This window comes from Enterovibrio norvegicus, from assembly GCF_002876705.1.
Classification (GTDB): domain Bacteria; phylum Pseudomonadota; class Gammaproteobacteria; order Enterobacterales; family Vibrionaceae; genus Enterovibrio; species Enterovibrio norvegicus_B.
On record NZ_MDAG01000025.1, the window covers coordinates 66,001 to 80,862 of the forward strand.

Sequence of the window (14,862 nt, forward strand, 5' to 3'; positions counted from 1 at the left end):
TGTGCAGCGTTCGATATCAATTAATGGCATATCGAGAACTCTGTGTTTGTTACACCCCTACCGTGGTGTCGGTTTTGGCGCTTTAGGCTTTGTTGCTCGGTGCAAAAACACAGTCACTGACTGGGTTGCTGCAATTACCTTGCCATTTTGTAGTAATTGCACATTTAACTGGTGAGCACCTCGGTCTACGTTGTTGAGTTGCCAACGGTTAGCGCTTTGGGTTGATAGTTTTTCCCCGTCCATAACCAGGCGTAACGCTTGGTCTTTGCCCAAGGGTAAATCGGTATCGACCTTGATGCTGATGTTGCCTTCGTTGTTTCTAATCGTGGCTTCTTGGGAAGGCGAAACAAGGCGTACCGCGGTTGCCATGGCTGGGGCCTCTGGCTCTGGTGGTGCAGGAGGCGCATCGGGCGTGGGTATGTTTGTCTTTGTGGTTTGTTTTTCTAATGGCACCACATCAATCTGTATGTCGAGTTCTACGCTGACGTCGGGTGGTGCATCGCTAAAGTGCATGACGCCGTTCTCGTCTACCCAGCGGTAGTACTCATCGGACGCAATGGAAAGAGAAGGTGCACCAAAATAGAGCATTAGGCTTGAAAGCAGGAAAACACGGAACGAGCGCATCGTTTAACATCCTGAAGAGTAAAGTGTTATTTTGCGCCTGATCTTGTTTACGACAATAGAAAAAGGGCCCGCTTGTGAGCGAGCCCTTTGATCTGATATGAAACTGAATGTATTACACTGAGTAGTACAGTTCAAATTCCAATGGGTGCGTGGTCATGTTTACTTTTTCCACGTCCTGAGATTTCAATCCGATGTAAGAATCGATGAAATCGTCAGAGAATACGCCGCCTGAAGTCAAGAACTCACGATCTTCGTCAAGTGCTTTCAATGCAATTTCCAAAGACTCTGCAACTTTTGGAATCTCTGCTGCTTCTTCCGCTGGAAGGTCATACAAATCTTTGTCCATTGCATCGCCAGGGTGGATCTTGTTCTTGATACCGTCAAGACCTGCCATCAGAAGTGCTGCAAACGCCAAGTATGGGTTGGCTGCTGGATCTGGGAAACGCGCTTCGATACGGCGTGCTTTCGGGCTTGGTACCACTGGGATACGGATAGAAGCTGAACGGTTACGTGCAGAGTATGCAAGCATAACTGGCGCTTCGAAGCCTGGAACAAGACGTTTGTATGAGTTAGTTGCTGGGTTAGCAAAGGCGTTGATAGCACGTGCGTGCTTGATGATACCGCCAATGTAGTACAGCGCCATTTCAGATAGACCGCCGTATTTATCACCCGCAAACAAGTTCTGACCGTCTTTGTTCAAAGACATGTGAACGTGCATACCAGAACCGTTATCACCAACAAGTGGCTTAGGCATGAAGGTCGCAGTTTTACCAAATGCGTGTGCTACGTTGTGAACAACGTACTTGTAGATTTGGATTTCATCAGCTTTTGACGTCAACGTGTTGAAACGCGTTGCGATTTCGTTCTGACCTGCTGTTGCAACTTCGTGGTGGTGCGCTTCAACAACCAGACCCATCTCTTCCATAACCAGACACATTGCTGAACGGATGTCTTGTGATGAATCAACAGGTGCGACTGGGAAGTAACCGCCTTTCACGCCTGGACGGTGACCTTTGTTACCACCTTCAAAAGACGCACCGCTGTTCCAGCTCGCTTCTACATCATCAATTTTGTAGAAAGAACCTGACATGTCGGTGGCGAACTTCACGTCATCAAACAAGAAGAACTCTGGTTCTGGACCAACAAGCACGGTGTCTGCAATACCAGAAGCACGCATGTAGTCTTCAGCACGCTTTGAGATTGAGCGTGGGTCGCGATCGTAGCCTTGCATTGTTGCTGGCTCAAGAATGTCACAACGCACGTTTAGGGTGCTGTCTTCGGTGAACGGGTCAAGTACAGCAGTAGATGCGTCAGGCATCATTACCATGTCTGATTCGTTAATGCCTTTCCAGCCTGCTACGGAAGAACCATCAAACATTTTGCCGTCTTCAAAGAAGTCTGCATCAACTTGATGTGCTGGGATTGAGATGTGCTGCTCTTTACCTTTGGTATCGGTAAAACGCAGATCAACAAATTTCACTTCGTGCTCTTGGATTAAGGCAAGTACGTTTTCTACTGACATGTGAATAAACCTCCGGTGTCAATTATCTCTAAATTGGCTAAGCAGCTTGTTTCGCTCAGACAAAAAATGAATCTGTATGCTACTAAGCGAAAAGCGTGCCAAGTTTTAAAACCCTGTTACTGCCTGATTTTGGGTCATCTTGTCCGCAAAATACCGCCAGTAATGTTCACTTTTGGTGCGCGTCCGCACTGTTTTGGTGCATCTAAAAAGAATGCGTGTCCAATCCCTTCATTCAGCAGCGGTTGCCTCATGTTGTCAATCAATGTTGGGGGTGAGAAACATGAGCGATGTTGTACCTGTGATCTCGATCGGAAAGCTGATGCATGATGCTATCTAGCACAGAGATGACCCGCTAAAGGCGCAAAGACAGGGGATGCGACTATATTAAGAGGGGCTAAAAGTGTGTCATCACTAAGGCGAGGCGAATATAAATTGGTCCTAGGTCACATTGTTGAAGTGTTTTGAGTAAGAATCTGTTAAATTACGGTCGTTTTTTTAATCAAGTGGCGATGAATGCCTCTAGTAATGTAGCTAGAGTGCCTTTTGCGACACATCTTTTTTGAGTGAAAGAGAACCCATGTCTACGTTACAGTTAGATAAACTAAGAAATATCGCGATTATCGCGCACGTTGACCACGGCAAAACTACCTTGGTTGATAAGCTGCTTCAGCAGTCTGGCACCCTGGAAACCCGTGGCGAGCACGAAGAACGTGTCATGGACTCGAACGACATCGAGAAAGAGCGTGGTATCACCATTCTTGCGAAAAACACCGCAATTAACTGGAATGATTACCGCATCAACATCGTTGATACTCCAGGACACGCCGATTTCGGTGGTGAAGTTGAGCGTATCATGTCGATGGTTGACTCGGTTCTTCTGATTGTTGATGCCGTTGATGGTCCAATGCCACAAACCCGTTTCGTAACGCAAAAAGCGTTCGGTCACGGTTTGAAGCCAATTGTTGTTATTAACAAGATTGACCGTCCAGGCGCACGTCCTGATTGGGTTATGGATCAGGTATTTGACCTGTTCGACAACCTTGGTGCAACTGACGAACAACTGGATTTCCAAGTGGTTTACGCATCAGCACTAAACGGCTGGGCGACGTTGGAAGAAGGCGAAACTGGCGAGAACATGGAACCGTTGTTCCAAGCTATCGTTGACAACGTTTCTGCTCCAAAAGTTGATTCTGAAGGTTCACTGCAGATGCAAATCTCTCAGTTGGACTACAGCTCATACGTTGGTGTTATCGGTGTTGGCCGTGTAACACGTGGTTCGGTTAAGCCTAACCAACAAGTGACCATCGTTGGTGCAGACGGCAAAACCCGTAACGGTAAAGTCGGCACTGTACTGGGTTACCTTGGCCTTGAGCGTCATGACATCGATCAAGCACACGCGGGTAACATCGTTGCAATTACAGGTCTTGGCGAGATGAAAATCTCTGACACTATCTGTGATGTGAACGCTGTTGAAGCGCTGCCACCATTGTCTGTTGACGAACCAACCGTGACCATGACTTTCCAAGTCAACACCTCTCCTTTTGCAGGTAAAGAAGGTAAGTACGTGACGTCACGTAACATCCTTGAGCGTCTGCAAAAAGAATTGGTTCACAACGTTGCATTGCGCGTTGAAGAAACTGACAACCCAGATCGCTTCCGTGTTTCAGGCCGTGGTGAACTTCACCTGTCTATCCTGATCGAAAACATGCGTCGTGAAGGTTTCGAGCTAGCAGTATCTCGTCCAGAAGTAATCATCAAAGAAGAAGACGGCCAGAAAATGGAACCGTTTGAAACCGTAACCATCGACGTATTGGAAGAAAACCAAGGCGGCGTAATGGAGAAAATCGGTCTTCGTAAAGGTGAACTGACTGACATGTCTCCAGACGGTAAAGGCCGTGTGCGCATGGACTTCATCATGCCTTCACGTGGTCTGATCGGTTTCCAAACTGAATTCCTGACGTTGACTTCAGGTTCTGGTTTGATTTACCACACGTTTGATCACTACGGTCCAATGAAACCTGGCATTATCGGTCAGCGTAAAAATGGCGTATTGATTTCTAACGCAACGGGTAAAGCACTGACTTACGCACTGTTTAACCTGCAAGAGCGTGGCCGTTTGTTTGCTGAACACGCAGATGAAGTTTATGAAGGTCAAGTTATCGGTATCCATAACCGTTCTAACGACCTGACTGTTAACTGTCTGAAAGGTAAGCAGCTGACCAACGTTCGTGCATCTGGTACTGACGAAGCTCAAACACTTTCACCTGCTATCAAGTACACCCTTGAGCAAGCACTAGAATTCATCGATGACGACGAATTGGTAGAAGTAACACCAGAAAGCATCCGTATCCGTAAGAAACTTCTTACTGAGAACGAGCGTAAACGCGCAAGCCGCGGGTAATGTATTTACCAACGCTAACGCTATCGTGACTTAACGGTAGCGAATAAAAAAGCCTCCATGATTGGAGGCTTTTTTGTATCTAACGTTTTTTATTCCTGAGCATCCCAACATGACATAGCGTAAGAGGCTGTTCTGGAATAGATGGCTTACTTGGCGAATCGGTTGTATAGGAACAACAAGATAAGCGCGCCAACGGTTGCCATCACAATGCTACCTAGGCTTAGACCGCCAGCAGTGCCAAGGCCAAGCAGTGAACTCACCCAGCCGCCGACAACCGCACCAGCGATACCCAGTAGCGTGGTCATAATGAAACCACCACCGTCTTTCCCAGGCATAATCCACTTCGCCAAGATGCCGGCAAGTAGCCCAAGAATGATCCAAGAAATAATACCCATGTGTTCTCCTCCGAGTTGAGAGACGGCGAATATCCATCAGCGGTGACCTATGGTTCAAGCCGCGTGGTGTATTCATACCGTTGAATACAGGCAAGAAGTTGCCTGCACACACGATAAGGGAAAACGGTTACATGGGATGTTTCACTTATAAGAAACAGCCAATCCTTAATTAGTTCTTCAATGTGGCGAGGAAGCGCTCAGACTCATTGATGGCTGCCTGCATGTCTTTGATTGCAAGGTTGATATCATCTTCTAGCCCAGCAAACTCGCCTTTGAGTGCACCAATGGCTGCAGCATTTAAGTTATGTTTGAGGTACAAGCTGTTGTCCCGAAGTGTATCGAGCACAGGCTCCATTTTGCTTTCAGCTTTTCGCATAGCGGCGAGCATTTGGGTGTAGCTGCGCTCTGTGTTTTTCAGTTTACGTTCACTCTCACGGCGCAATTTTGCACTTGAATACAAAGACAATTCTTCCTGCCACTCGTCAAACAATGCATCAGAGACATCTTCGACCGCCTCAATGCGCTCTTTTACGTTTTCAACTGTGGCTTCGCTCTCTTCGTATTGGTCATTGATGGTGTTATACATGGCTTCTAATTCACCACCATCGAAATTGGTCAGGGCAGTGAGTGCTTCAAGCGCACTCGTGAATTGCTCACTGGCTTCTTGTTGCGCTTCTGAGGCCGCTTCAACGCGATCGGCCATAATGTCACGCTTGTGAACGCCAACCTTTTCCATGGTTGCGTAGTACGCAGACTGACAGCCTGACAAAGCGAAAATAAGAAATAGGGTGGTGAGTAGACGCACGGTAAACTCCTTTACGCATTCGTGTATGATTAGGTTTCTTAACAAAGATTATATTAATAACAAACTATGGTTGAAGCTGTGGAACGACTCAAGCATTCATTGCCCAAGGTGGGGCAGACGTTATTCGCTTTCGCAAGACACTTGGTGTCGCGAGTAAGTCACGATCGATTGACGGTTAATGCCGGCTATATGGCGTACGTCACTTTGTTATCTCTTGTGCCGCTGATCACTGTGGTACTTTCGGCACTCTCAATATTCCCAAGTTTTGCGGGCGCGGGCGATGAAATCAAATCTTTTGTCCTGCATAACTTTGTTCCTGCATCGGGGGAAGCGCTCGAGAAATACCTTGATGAGTTTGTGTCGAATGCTGGGCGAATGACCGCAGTGGGTGTCGCTTTCCTGTTCGTTGTTGCCTTGATGATGATTTCAGCGATCGACAAAATCTTAAACTACATCTGGCGTGTGCAGCACAAGCGGGCACCGGTTATTTCGTTTTCTATTTATTGGATGGTGCTGACATTGGGCCCCGTGTTGGTGGGCACCAGCCTCGGTGTAAGTTCTTACCTTGGTTCATTGAATTTGCTCAATGTGGAAGGTACTGAGCAATGGATCCCGTCACTGCTTCGCATGTTGCCGTTCTTATTAACCACTATCGCTTTCTTTGGGCTTTACACCTTGGTGCCTAATCGTCCAGTGGTACTTTGGCATGCGCTGACAGGTGCGGTTTCCGCAAGCTTGTTGTTTGAACTCAGTAAGAAGGGGTTCGCCATCTATGTGTCGAAATTTCCGTCTTATGAGCTGATTTATGGCGCGCTGGCGGTGGTGCCGCTGTTGTTTGTTTGGGTGTACCTCAGTTGGTGCATCGTATTGCTTGGCGCGGAAGTGACCGCCTCGCTGGGTGAGAAAAAGTTGTGGCATGTTGAGGAGCCGTCAACAAACGAACAACTTACTGATAATTAAGATGATAAGAGAGGGGCTGGTATGATTGCGCTGATCCAGCGAGTCAGTGAAGCACGCGTCGTGGTAGACGGTGATGTGGTGGGTGCGATTGATCATGGGCTACTGGTGCTGTTGGGTGTTGAAAAAGGGGATGACGACAAAAAAGCGCATCGCTTACACGAGAAAGTTCTGGGTTATCGCATTTTTGGTGATGACGAAGGGAAAATGAATTTGAACGTGCAACAAGCGGGTGGTCAGGTGTTGGTGGTGTCGCAATTTACGTTAGCCGCCGATACAAAAAAAGGGATGCGTCCTAGTTTTAATGGAGCACCGCCAGCGGAAGCTGACAGACTGTACCAATTGTTTTCGCAGTATTGCCGTGACAGCGGTGTTCATACTGAGAACGGCGTGTTTGCTGCTGACATGAAAGTCAGCCTAACCAATGATGGTCCTGTCACTTTCTGGCTTCAGGCTTAAAGGTTTACTTCAGGTTCGCAAGGAGAGCTGCGAAATGTTTCGATTGATCACACCAACGAAGGAAGACGAATTGAATGCGTACTTCCATTTTCGCTGGCAGATGCTGCGCGAACCTTGGTGTCAGCCAGAAGGCTCTGAGCGTGATGCCTACGATGTCGGTGCGATTCACCGCATGATCGTGGATGCCAAAGGCGAGCCGATTGCGATTGGTCGTTTGTACATTAGCCCAGATAACGACGGGCAGATTCGCTACATGGCGGTTTCCCCTGATTATCGAAAGCGCGGTCTTGGTGCGCTGATCTTGATGGCGCTCGAATCACTTGCGCGCCAAGAAGGGGCAAAACGCCTTGTATGTAACGCCCGCGAAGATGCCATTGGGTTTTACAGTGGTAACGGTTTTGTCAGCCAAGGTGAATTGAACGAAGAGCGTGGCCCTGTACGCCATCAACAAATGCTCAAACCCCTTGATATGATGTCTGATGTTGTTCGCCGTCCAGAATGGTGCAGTGAGCTTCAGAAACGCTGGCAAACACAAATCCCGATCAGCGACAAAATGGGCATTCGTATCACTCAGTTCACGGGCTACCGTTTTGAAGTGTCCGCGTTGCTTAACGCTAACCTGAATCCTCATGATTCCATGTTTGCTGGCAGTGTGTTTAGCATGGCAACCCTCACGGGGTGGGGGATGGTGTGGTTATTGATGAAAGAGCGACAGCTCACCGCAGGTATCGTATTAGCAGATAGCCACATTCGTTATCGAAAACCGATCACTGAGCGTCCACGTGCCGTGGTATCCCTTGATGGACTAAGCGGCGATTTAGACCGCTTAGCGGATGGGCGAAAAGCCCGTGTGAAATTGGAAGTGACGCTCTACAGCGGCGACGAGATTGCGGGTGTGTTTGCAGGCACCTATATGTTGGTGCCTGAAGAAAGCACGTCACATCAACACCAAACGCCGACGCAAACCTTGCTGTTTGGGTAAGCGATCAGCAAGCGTGCTGATGAACAACAACACCGCACTAACGAAAAAAGCGCGAAATCTTCGCGCTTTTTTGTGTCTGACGTTTGTCCCGTCCTGAGATACGTTGGCAAAGAGGGGGATTTTTCCCGCTAGTCGATCTCCAAGATATTGCTTTTTAACGTGTTGTTTGACAGCTTTCCATCTCGGGTCACTAAATCCCACTCACCAGAAAGTTCGGTTTTTTCATTGTCATCTTCAATGGTTGTAGGCGTGATGTGGATGCGTCCTCTGTCGGCGGTAATGGCAATGTCTCCCATGACCAAAGGCAACGCCACGGCATCTTGAGCACGCTCGGTGCCCATGAACACATTCAGAATGTCTTGAGACAACGTTGTTCCTGGCGAGCGAGAAAAGAGGACTCGGTGCGGCGTTGCATTCAAGGTGCCAGTCAAACTGTATGCAAAGCTGTCGTTGCTTGCTGCAAGGCCAGAAAACGCCGCGTATACGTCATGCTCACCGGATAGCGGTAAATTAATATCAAGCCACTGTTGATAAAGCGTGGTTGGAATACTGAGGCCTTGTGCCTTCATCTCCCAAGGTCGACTTGGGTTGGCTAAATCGACCTTGGCGGTTGCGTTCAACTGGCCTTGACGGAATGACAATGACAACGTGTCCAATTGCCATACTCCATCATTGACGGACATGCTCGCATGCGGTGCTGAGACTGAAACGCGATTCACGCTGGCGGCTTTCATGCTGACGGTGAGGTCGCCTTGCCACATGCCTGAGCGTTGCTTTTCTCGCAGTGATAACGCATTGCCCCGCAAATTGATGCCAATGAACTGCAGCGGGAAGTTCACATCGGGCACGGTAACATTGGTGTGTCGCACTGAAAGTGACGCTATTCGAATATCATTCAGCGCTGACCATGCTGTTTTTAGTGTGCTAAATAAGGGCGCCTGGAGCGTAAGGTCAAACCCATTAACCACCAAGGTGTCGAGTTGTATACTTGTCTTGCTGATGTCACCAGCAAACGAGATAAAGCCTTCGTCGTTAATCTTGGAGGAGAATGCGTTAACGCGCAGAAGATCAGGAGAAAGTGAAAACTCACCCAATGCGTCCGTCAGCACCCACGTGTCGTAACGCAGCAAGTTTGCGTTGAATGATAACAACGAGGGTACGTTGCTGTTGGCCCACGTCAGTTCGCCGTTTTTTACCGTCATGGATTGCGCGGAAAGGTTGAGGTGGTCAATGCTCAGCGTGGGCATTTCAGCACTGACATCGAGCAGGTCGAGCCTGCGAATGTCCATGGAATAGTGTTGAGAAAAAGCCTGCCATTGCGAGGACAGTGCCGACAAAGCCTCTGAAGGTTCGATCCGGGCGTCACTTACGCCAAGTTGGTGAACGGTCCAATGGTCGTTTGCATCAAGGGTGGCGCTACCTGTGATGTTGCCAAAAATGCTGTTGAAGGATAATCCCCACACTTCCCATATATCATCCCGCTTTTCGCTGTCGAGCAGCAAGTTCGAGAGTGTCTGACCTTGAAGTGAAATGTGAGGCGCCGAAAATTGAAACTTGCCGTTCCACGTCCCCCACTCTTTTTCACTGTTTTGCCAATTCGACAGTTGAACGTCGGCTTGAGAGAAAGACAGTCCATCGCTGTCATAGGCCAAATCATCCAGTGCAATGTGTTTTACCGACAACGTACTTGGTACCCATTCAGGCAGAGTGTCGTCGATGGTGGCGCCACGAATCACCAGGCTTTTTAGCACGAGCTGTCCGGTGAGGCTATCGAGAGGCGAGACGGTGAAAGACAGGTATGCGACAGACTCACCACGATTGTCCTGAAACAGTTCTGGGTCATCAAATGCAACGCTAAAAGGCGAAAGGATGTCGTACTCAAGCGCATTGGCATTGAGCTGATAAGGCGTAAGCGTGCTAACAACGCGTTGCACCATAGGTAAACCATATGACGTGTGTAGAACCGTCAGGAAGGTGCACAGTGCAACAACGAGCACGATGAGTAGCGACGTGAGCAACTTTGCAAGCAAACGCATGTGGAGATGATCTCTTTAAATACTCAAACCAAGGATAACGATGAACCTGAGTTTGTGAGGAATACGCATGGGTCGGGTTCACACCCGCATAGTGTGTTGAGGTTGGCGTAAAAAGGTCTGTTATTCAAGCCGAAAGCGGCAAGGGCGTGAGACAACATGAAAAGAAACGAGGATCACATCGGCGGGAAAAAGAAAGCCCCCAGTTGGGGGCTTTCATCTGCAAGTTTGTTTTAGTCGAGTTGTGGACCCGCTTTAACCAATGCTTTGCCTTCGTCGTTGTCAGTATACTCAACGAAGTTGTTGATAAAGCGCTGCGCCAAATCTTCCGCTTTGCTTTCCCACTGTAGCGGGTCAACATACGTGTCACGTGGATCCAAGATGCCTGAATCAACACCTGGCAGGCTGGTAGGCACTTCCAGATTGAACGTTGGGATGATTTTTGTTTCTGCTTTCTCGATAGAACCATCAAGGATAGCGTCGATAATGCCGCGTGTATCTTTGATTGAGATACGTTTGCCTGTGCCGTTCCAACCGGTGTTAACCAAGTAAGCTTCTGCGCCAACGGCTTCCATGCGTTTAACCAGTACTTCTGCGTATTTGGTAGGGTGAAGCGTCAGGAACGCTTTACCGAAACATGCAGAGAACGTTGGTGTCGGCTCAGTGATACCACGTTCAGTACCTGCTAGTTTGGCCGTGAAGCCAGACAAGAAGTGGTACTTGGTTTGCTCTGGAGTCAGTTTAGATACAGGTGGCAATACGCCGAATGCATCCGCAGACAAGAAGATCACTTTGTTTGCGTGACCGCCTTTCGATACGGGTTTAACGATGTTTTCAATGTGGTAGATAGGGTAGGAAACACGGGTGTTCTCCGTTTTCGAACCGTCATCAAAATCGATAGAGCCATCTTTACGAACGGTAACGTTCTCTAGCAGTGCATCACGACGGATTGCATTGTAGATATCAGGCTCAGCTTCTTTCGATAGCTTGATGGTTTTCGCGTAGCAACCCCCTTCAAAGTTGAAGACACCGTTGTCATCCCAACCATGTTCGTCATCACCGATAAGCTCACGCTTAGGATCGGTAGACAGGGTGGTTTTGCCTGTACCAGAAAGACCGAAGAAAATCGCAACATCGCCTTCTTTGCCCATGTTTGCAGAACAGTGCATGGATGCAATGTCTTGCAAAGGCAGGAAGTAGTTCATCATTGCGAACATGCCTTTCTTCATTTCGCCGCCGTACCATGTACCGCCGATCAATTGCATTTTCTCGGTCAGGTTAAATACTGTGAAGTTTTCAGAGTTCAGACCATGCTCTTCCCACTTCTCATTGACGCACTTAGCACCGTTCATTACCACGAAATCAGGTTCAAAGTTTTCCAGCTCTTCTTCTGTTGGGCGGATAAACATGTTTTTAACGAAGTGTGCTTGCCAAGCAACTTCTGTGATAACGCGAATGCATAAGCGAGTATCAGGGTTTGCGCCACAGTAGCCGTCAACGACGAACAGACGCTTGCCAGATAGTTGGGTTGTCACAAGGGCTTTCAGATCATCCCAGACATGCTGTTCGATCGCTTTATTATCATTAGCGCCTTGATCTGACCACCATAGGGTATTTTCAGTGGTGGCATCTCGTACGATGTATTTGTCTTTCGGAGAGCGACCAGTAAAAATACCAGTATCGACCGACACTGCACCTAGTTCGGTAACAACGCCTTTCTCATATCCTTCAAGCTCAGCTTTTGTTTCTTCAGTAAAGAGTTGCTCATAACTTGGGTTACGAATTACTTCCTTAACATTGTGTAAGCCGTGCAGTGACAAATCCATATTTCTTGCAACCTTTTTCTCGACGTTCATGACAGTCATAGGTGCTCCTTGGGTAAGATGTGTTTAACTGTCGTCCATGCTAGCAACCTGAACTAGGTAATTCAGAGAGTTAATTCAAAAAATAACCACAAACAAATTAAGGGAATGTAATACTCTTAACCAGTCTGTACCTTTTATATTACCGCCATGTTAAGCACTTGTGCCACTCGATATCGGTTATTATTTGTACAAAATTAAGCAGTTGAAGGTCGGCGTGTTTTTTTTAGGAAAGAGGCGAGAAAGAGAACAAAAATCGGCCAGGAGGCCGATTTTTGTTGGTTTTTTGTGCGTTAATTATTTAAGGAAAATATTAATGCATAGAATCTGATGATGGACTGTTTTGATCGAAAATTGCTTTAATATCAACACTGTCGAATTCATAGTCCGTGCCACAATAATCGCAGTGAAGTTTGAGATTTCCTGTCTCAACGACCATTTTCTCAACTTCTTGGCGTTCAATTGCAGCAATCGCAGAAGCACTGCGCTCACGAGAGCATGTACACTTGAATGTCACGTTTTTCGGCTCGAAGACTTTTACATTTTCTTGGTGATAAAGTCTGTAAAGAACGTCTTCAGCGGCCAAAGTGAACAATTCTTCGTTCTTCACCGTGTCAGTTAATTGCGCAAGGTGGTCGAAATCTTCGTCACTTCCTTGGCCATCTGGCATCACTTGAAGCAACATGCCTGACGCATGGTTTTTACCGTCAACGTCACCCGTGCGAAGCCACAAACGTGTTTTTAGCTGCTCAGAACGCTCAAAGTAATCTTCAATACATTCTTGAAGGGTCTCGCCTTCCAAGCCAACGATACCTTGGTAACGTTCACCTTTCTCAGGTTCAATCGTGATCACGATTTGCCCTTTGCCGATCATGCCTTGCAAGGTGATGTCGTCAGCAAGCTCTCCATGCCAACGCGCTGTGCCACGAAGCACTTGTTCGTGGTTACCGTTGATAACCACAAGGGGTACGGGACCGTCACCTTGGATTTGTACGGTAATGCTGCCTTCAAATTTCAAGGTCGCTGTAAGCAAGCTGGTCGCAACCATAAGCTCACCGAGCAGGTTCTTAATGGGAGCAGGGTATTCCTTGCTGCCTGTGAGTTGTTCAAAAGAGTCAGATAATTGAACCAGTTCGCCGCGTACTGAAACGCCATCGAACAAGTAACGGTGCAGACTGTCTTGTGCCATGGGATAACTTCTCCGGCGTTAATCGTTACTGTTTTTAAATTTGATAATATCGCGTCGCTGCTTTTTGTCAGGTCGGCGTTCTGGGCTCGGGTTGTGCGCATTGAGTTTGCGTTCGAGGCTCTTTTGCTCGCGCAATGTCACGCTGGCATCGGTTTCGCTATAGAGCGCTTGTGCTTCTGGGGCACCACGTCGATGTTCGCTGAGCTGCTCAACCACGATGGTTTTTTCTTCAGCACCTTGGCGCAGTCGGATTTCCGCACCGACTTCAACCAATTTGCTCGGTTTTGACCGCTGGCCGTTATAATGAACTTTGCCACCGTCAATCATGTTTCTCGCCAAGTTTCGTGTTTTGTAAAAGCGCGCGGCCCACAACCACTTGTCTAGGCGAACTTGCAAATTTTGGTCGGAATTGTCGTGTTTTGAACCCACTAAACACTCCTTTACATTCAGGTGGCTAAACTTACCACAATTGGTTAATACGATCAGCATCACAATTCAGGGCTCGATATGGTGTCGATCCGTCTAACTTTCAAGCCGAGATGGAATCATTCAGTCAAAAATCAGTTCTGTATTATCGGCAATTGGTCTGAAAAAAGGTAAATTGTTGAGTCATACTAATGATTCCTGCATCAAGGCGCTAAAAACAGTCAACATATTGGTTGCCAATGCATTGCTGATGTAATTAGACAGGAAAAGCATGTTTGCAAATTTCGGGATGAAGCGCTTAGGGAACTTTGCGCCGCCACAATTAGGAAAGGACGCTCCTGCCTCGGCAGCGAAGTGGGTGACACGGATATTGCTATTTATACTGGCATGGACGTTAGGCCGCTTGCTATGGGTATGGTTTGTACCCGCTGACGCGACGGTTGTTTCTTCTGCACCCTCTCAAGTTTCGGTTGGACAAGTCACACCTGCCTATCAAATCGATCAGATCGTTAATCATAATATTTTTGGGCGCTTCAGCGAAAAAACAGCGCCAGCCCCTAAAAAACCTGAGCCAGTGGTTGATGCCCCGCGTACCCGTCTGAATCTGACGCTTGTCGGATTGGTGGCGAGTTCTGAACCTGAGCGTGGTTTGGCGGTGATCGCAAACCGTGGCTCGCAAAAAACCTATGGTATTGGCGAAGCCATTGAAGGAACTCGCGTTACTTTGCGTCAAGTTTTGAACGACCGCGTCATTTTACGCAATAACGGACGAGATGAAGCTTTGATGTTGGCGGGTGTCGATTACAATGCGCGCGGCCAAACCAAGCCAGCGACGCGTCAAAAAGCGTCTGCGCCTGTCAGACGAAATACAGGCAAGCCAGATCTTAGTAATGTGAAGGCGGAAATCCTGAGTAACCCGCAAGCGTTACTGAAATACATCACCTTGTCTCAAGAGCAGGGTGAAAATGGATTAGTTGGGTATCGCATCGGTCCTGGTAGCGATAGCCGTTTATTTGATGAGGCGGGTTTGAAGTCCGGAGACGTAGCAGTTGGCCTTAACGGTGCTGACCTAACAAACCCTGCTGAAATGAACCGTATTTGGCAAAGCTTGTCTGATGCCTCAGAGATCAGTCTCACCGTTCAGCGCGACGGTCAGTTGCACGACATTTATATCAGCCTGTAAGTAGGACTGGAAACGGAGAACAGA

13 protein-coding genes are annotated in these 14,862 nt (G+C 47.9%); 5 read left to right on the forward strand and 8 right to left on the reverse strand.

The window, feature by feature from the left end; translation table 11 throughout:
- Nucleotides 1-57: 57 nt before the first annotated feature.
- Together BCT27_RS14545 and glnA are read right to left on the reverse strand one after the other, a co-directional pair.
- A complete protein-coding gene (locus BCT27_RS14545) occupies nt 58-624 on the reverse strand; it encodes a DUF4124 domain-containing protein (protein WP_102396098.1) in 567 nt (188 codons plus the stop codon).
- Between the two features lie 112 nt (nt 625-736).
- The gene (gene glnA, locus BCT27_RS14550) at nt 737-2,146 is read right to left on the reverse strand and encodes a glutamate--ammonia ligase (protein WP_017012492.1); all 1,410 of its coding nucleotides are present in this window, start codon (nt 2,144-2,146) and stop codon (nt 737-739) included.
- A gap of 577 nt (nt 2,147-2,723) precedes the next feature.
- On the opposite strand from glnA, the gene typA reads away from it, so the two are divergent.
- Nucleotides 2,724-4,547, forward strand: a complete 1,824-nt coding sequence (typA, locus tag BCT27_RS14555) for a translational GTPase TypA (protein WP_102319051.1) — start codon at nt 2,724-2,726, stop codon at nt 4,545-4,547.
- Between the two features lie 146 nt (nt 4,548-4,693).
- Here the strand turns inward: typA and BCT27_RS14560 are convergent, their stop codons facing one another.
- Complete coding sequence (locus tag BCT27_RS14560; RefSeq protein ID WP_017012494.1) at nt 4,694-4,942, reverse strand: GlsB/YeaQ/YmgE family stress response membrane protein; 249 nt, start codon at nt 4,940-4,942, stop codon at nt 4,694-4,696.
- 169 nt (nt 4,943-5,111) lie between these two features.
- Entirely contained in the window at nt 5,112-5,747 is a 636-nt protein-coding gene (locus BCT27_RS14565) for a DUF2959 domain-containing protein (RefSeq protein ID WP_017012495.1), read from the reverse strand.
- 66 nt (nt 5,748-5,813) lie between these two features.
- On the opposite strand from BCT27_RS14565, the gene BCT27_RS14570 reads away from it, so the two are divergent.
- From BCT27_RS14570 to BCT27_RS14580, 3 genes are read left to right on the forward strand one after another with little or no spacing between them, the layout of a single operon-like run.
- Nucleotides 5,814-6,707: a virulence factor BrkB family protein gene (locus tag BCT27_RS14570; RefSeq protein ID WP_102396099.1), complete on the forward strand. Its 894-nt coding sequence runs from the start codon at nt 5,814-5,816 to the stop codon at nt 6,705-6,707.
- A 21-nt stretch (nt 6,708-6,728) separates the two neighbouring features.
- The gene (gene dtd, locus BCT27_RS14575) at nt 6,729-7,163 is read left to right on the forward strand and encodes a D-aminoacyl-tRNA deacylase (RefSeq protein WP_102260056.1); all 435 of its coding nucleotides are present in this window, start codon (nt 6,729-6,731) and stop codon (nt 7,161-7,163) included.
- Nucleotides 7,164-7,197: 34 nt separating this feature from the next.
- Nucleotides 7,198-8,145 (forward strand): bifunctional GNAT family N-acetyltransferase/hotdog fold thioesterase, encoded by a 948-nt coding sequence (locus tag BCT27_RS14580; protein ID WP_017012498.1) that lies wholly within the window; start codon nt 7,198-7,200, stop codon nt 8,143-8,145.
- Between the two features lie 128 nt (nt 8,146-8,273).
- Here the strand turns inward: BCT27_RS14580 and BCT27_RS14585 are convergent, their stop codons facing one another.
- From BCT27_RS14585 to hslR, 4 genes are all read right to left on the reverse strand, one after another.
- The gene (locus tag BCT27_RS14585) at nt 8,274-10,181 is read right to left on the reverse strand and encodes an AsmA family protein (RefSeq protein ID WP_102396100.1); all 1,908 of its coding nucleotides are present in this window, start codon (nt 10,179-10,181) and stop codon (nt 8,274-8,276) included.
- Between the two features lie 230 nt (nt 10,182-10,411).
- Entirely contained in the window at nt 10,412-12,043 is a 1,632-nt protein-coding gene (gene pckA, locus BCT27_RS14590; RefSeq protein WP_102319054.1) for a phosphoenolpyruvate carboxykinase (ATP), read from the reverse strand.
- A 310-nt stretch (nt 12,044-12,353) separates the two neighbouring features.
- Nucleotides 12,354-13,229: an Hsp33 family molecular chaperone HslO gene (gene hslO, locus BCT27_RS14595; protein WP_102319055.1), complete on the reverse strand. Its 876-nt coding sequence runs from the start codon at nt 13,227-13,229 to the stop codon at nt 12,354-12,356.
- An 18-nt stretch (nt 13,230-13,247) separates the two neighbouring features.
- Nucleotides 13,248-13,658 (reverse strand): ribosome-associated heat shock protein Hsp15, encoded by a 411-nt coding sequence (gene hslR / locus BCT27_RS14600; protein WP_017012502.1) that lies wholly within the window; start codon nt 13,656-13,658, stop codon nt 13,248-13,250.
- Nucleotides 13,659-13,926: 268 nt separating this feature from the next.
- Between hslR and gspC the strand changes: the two genes are divergently transcribed.
- Complete coding sequence (gspC, locus tag BCT27_RS14605) at nt 13,927-14,838, forward strand: type II secretion system protein GspC (protein WP_102396101.1); 912 nt, start codon at nt 13,927-13,929, stop codon at nt 14,836-14,838.
- The last annotated feature ends 24 nt before the right edge of the window (nt 14,839-14,862 follow it).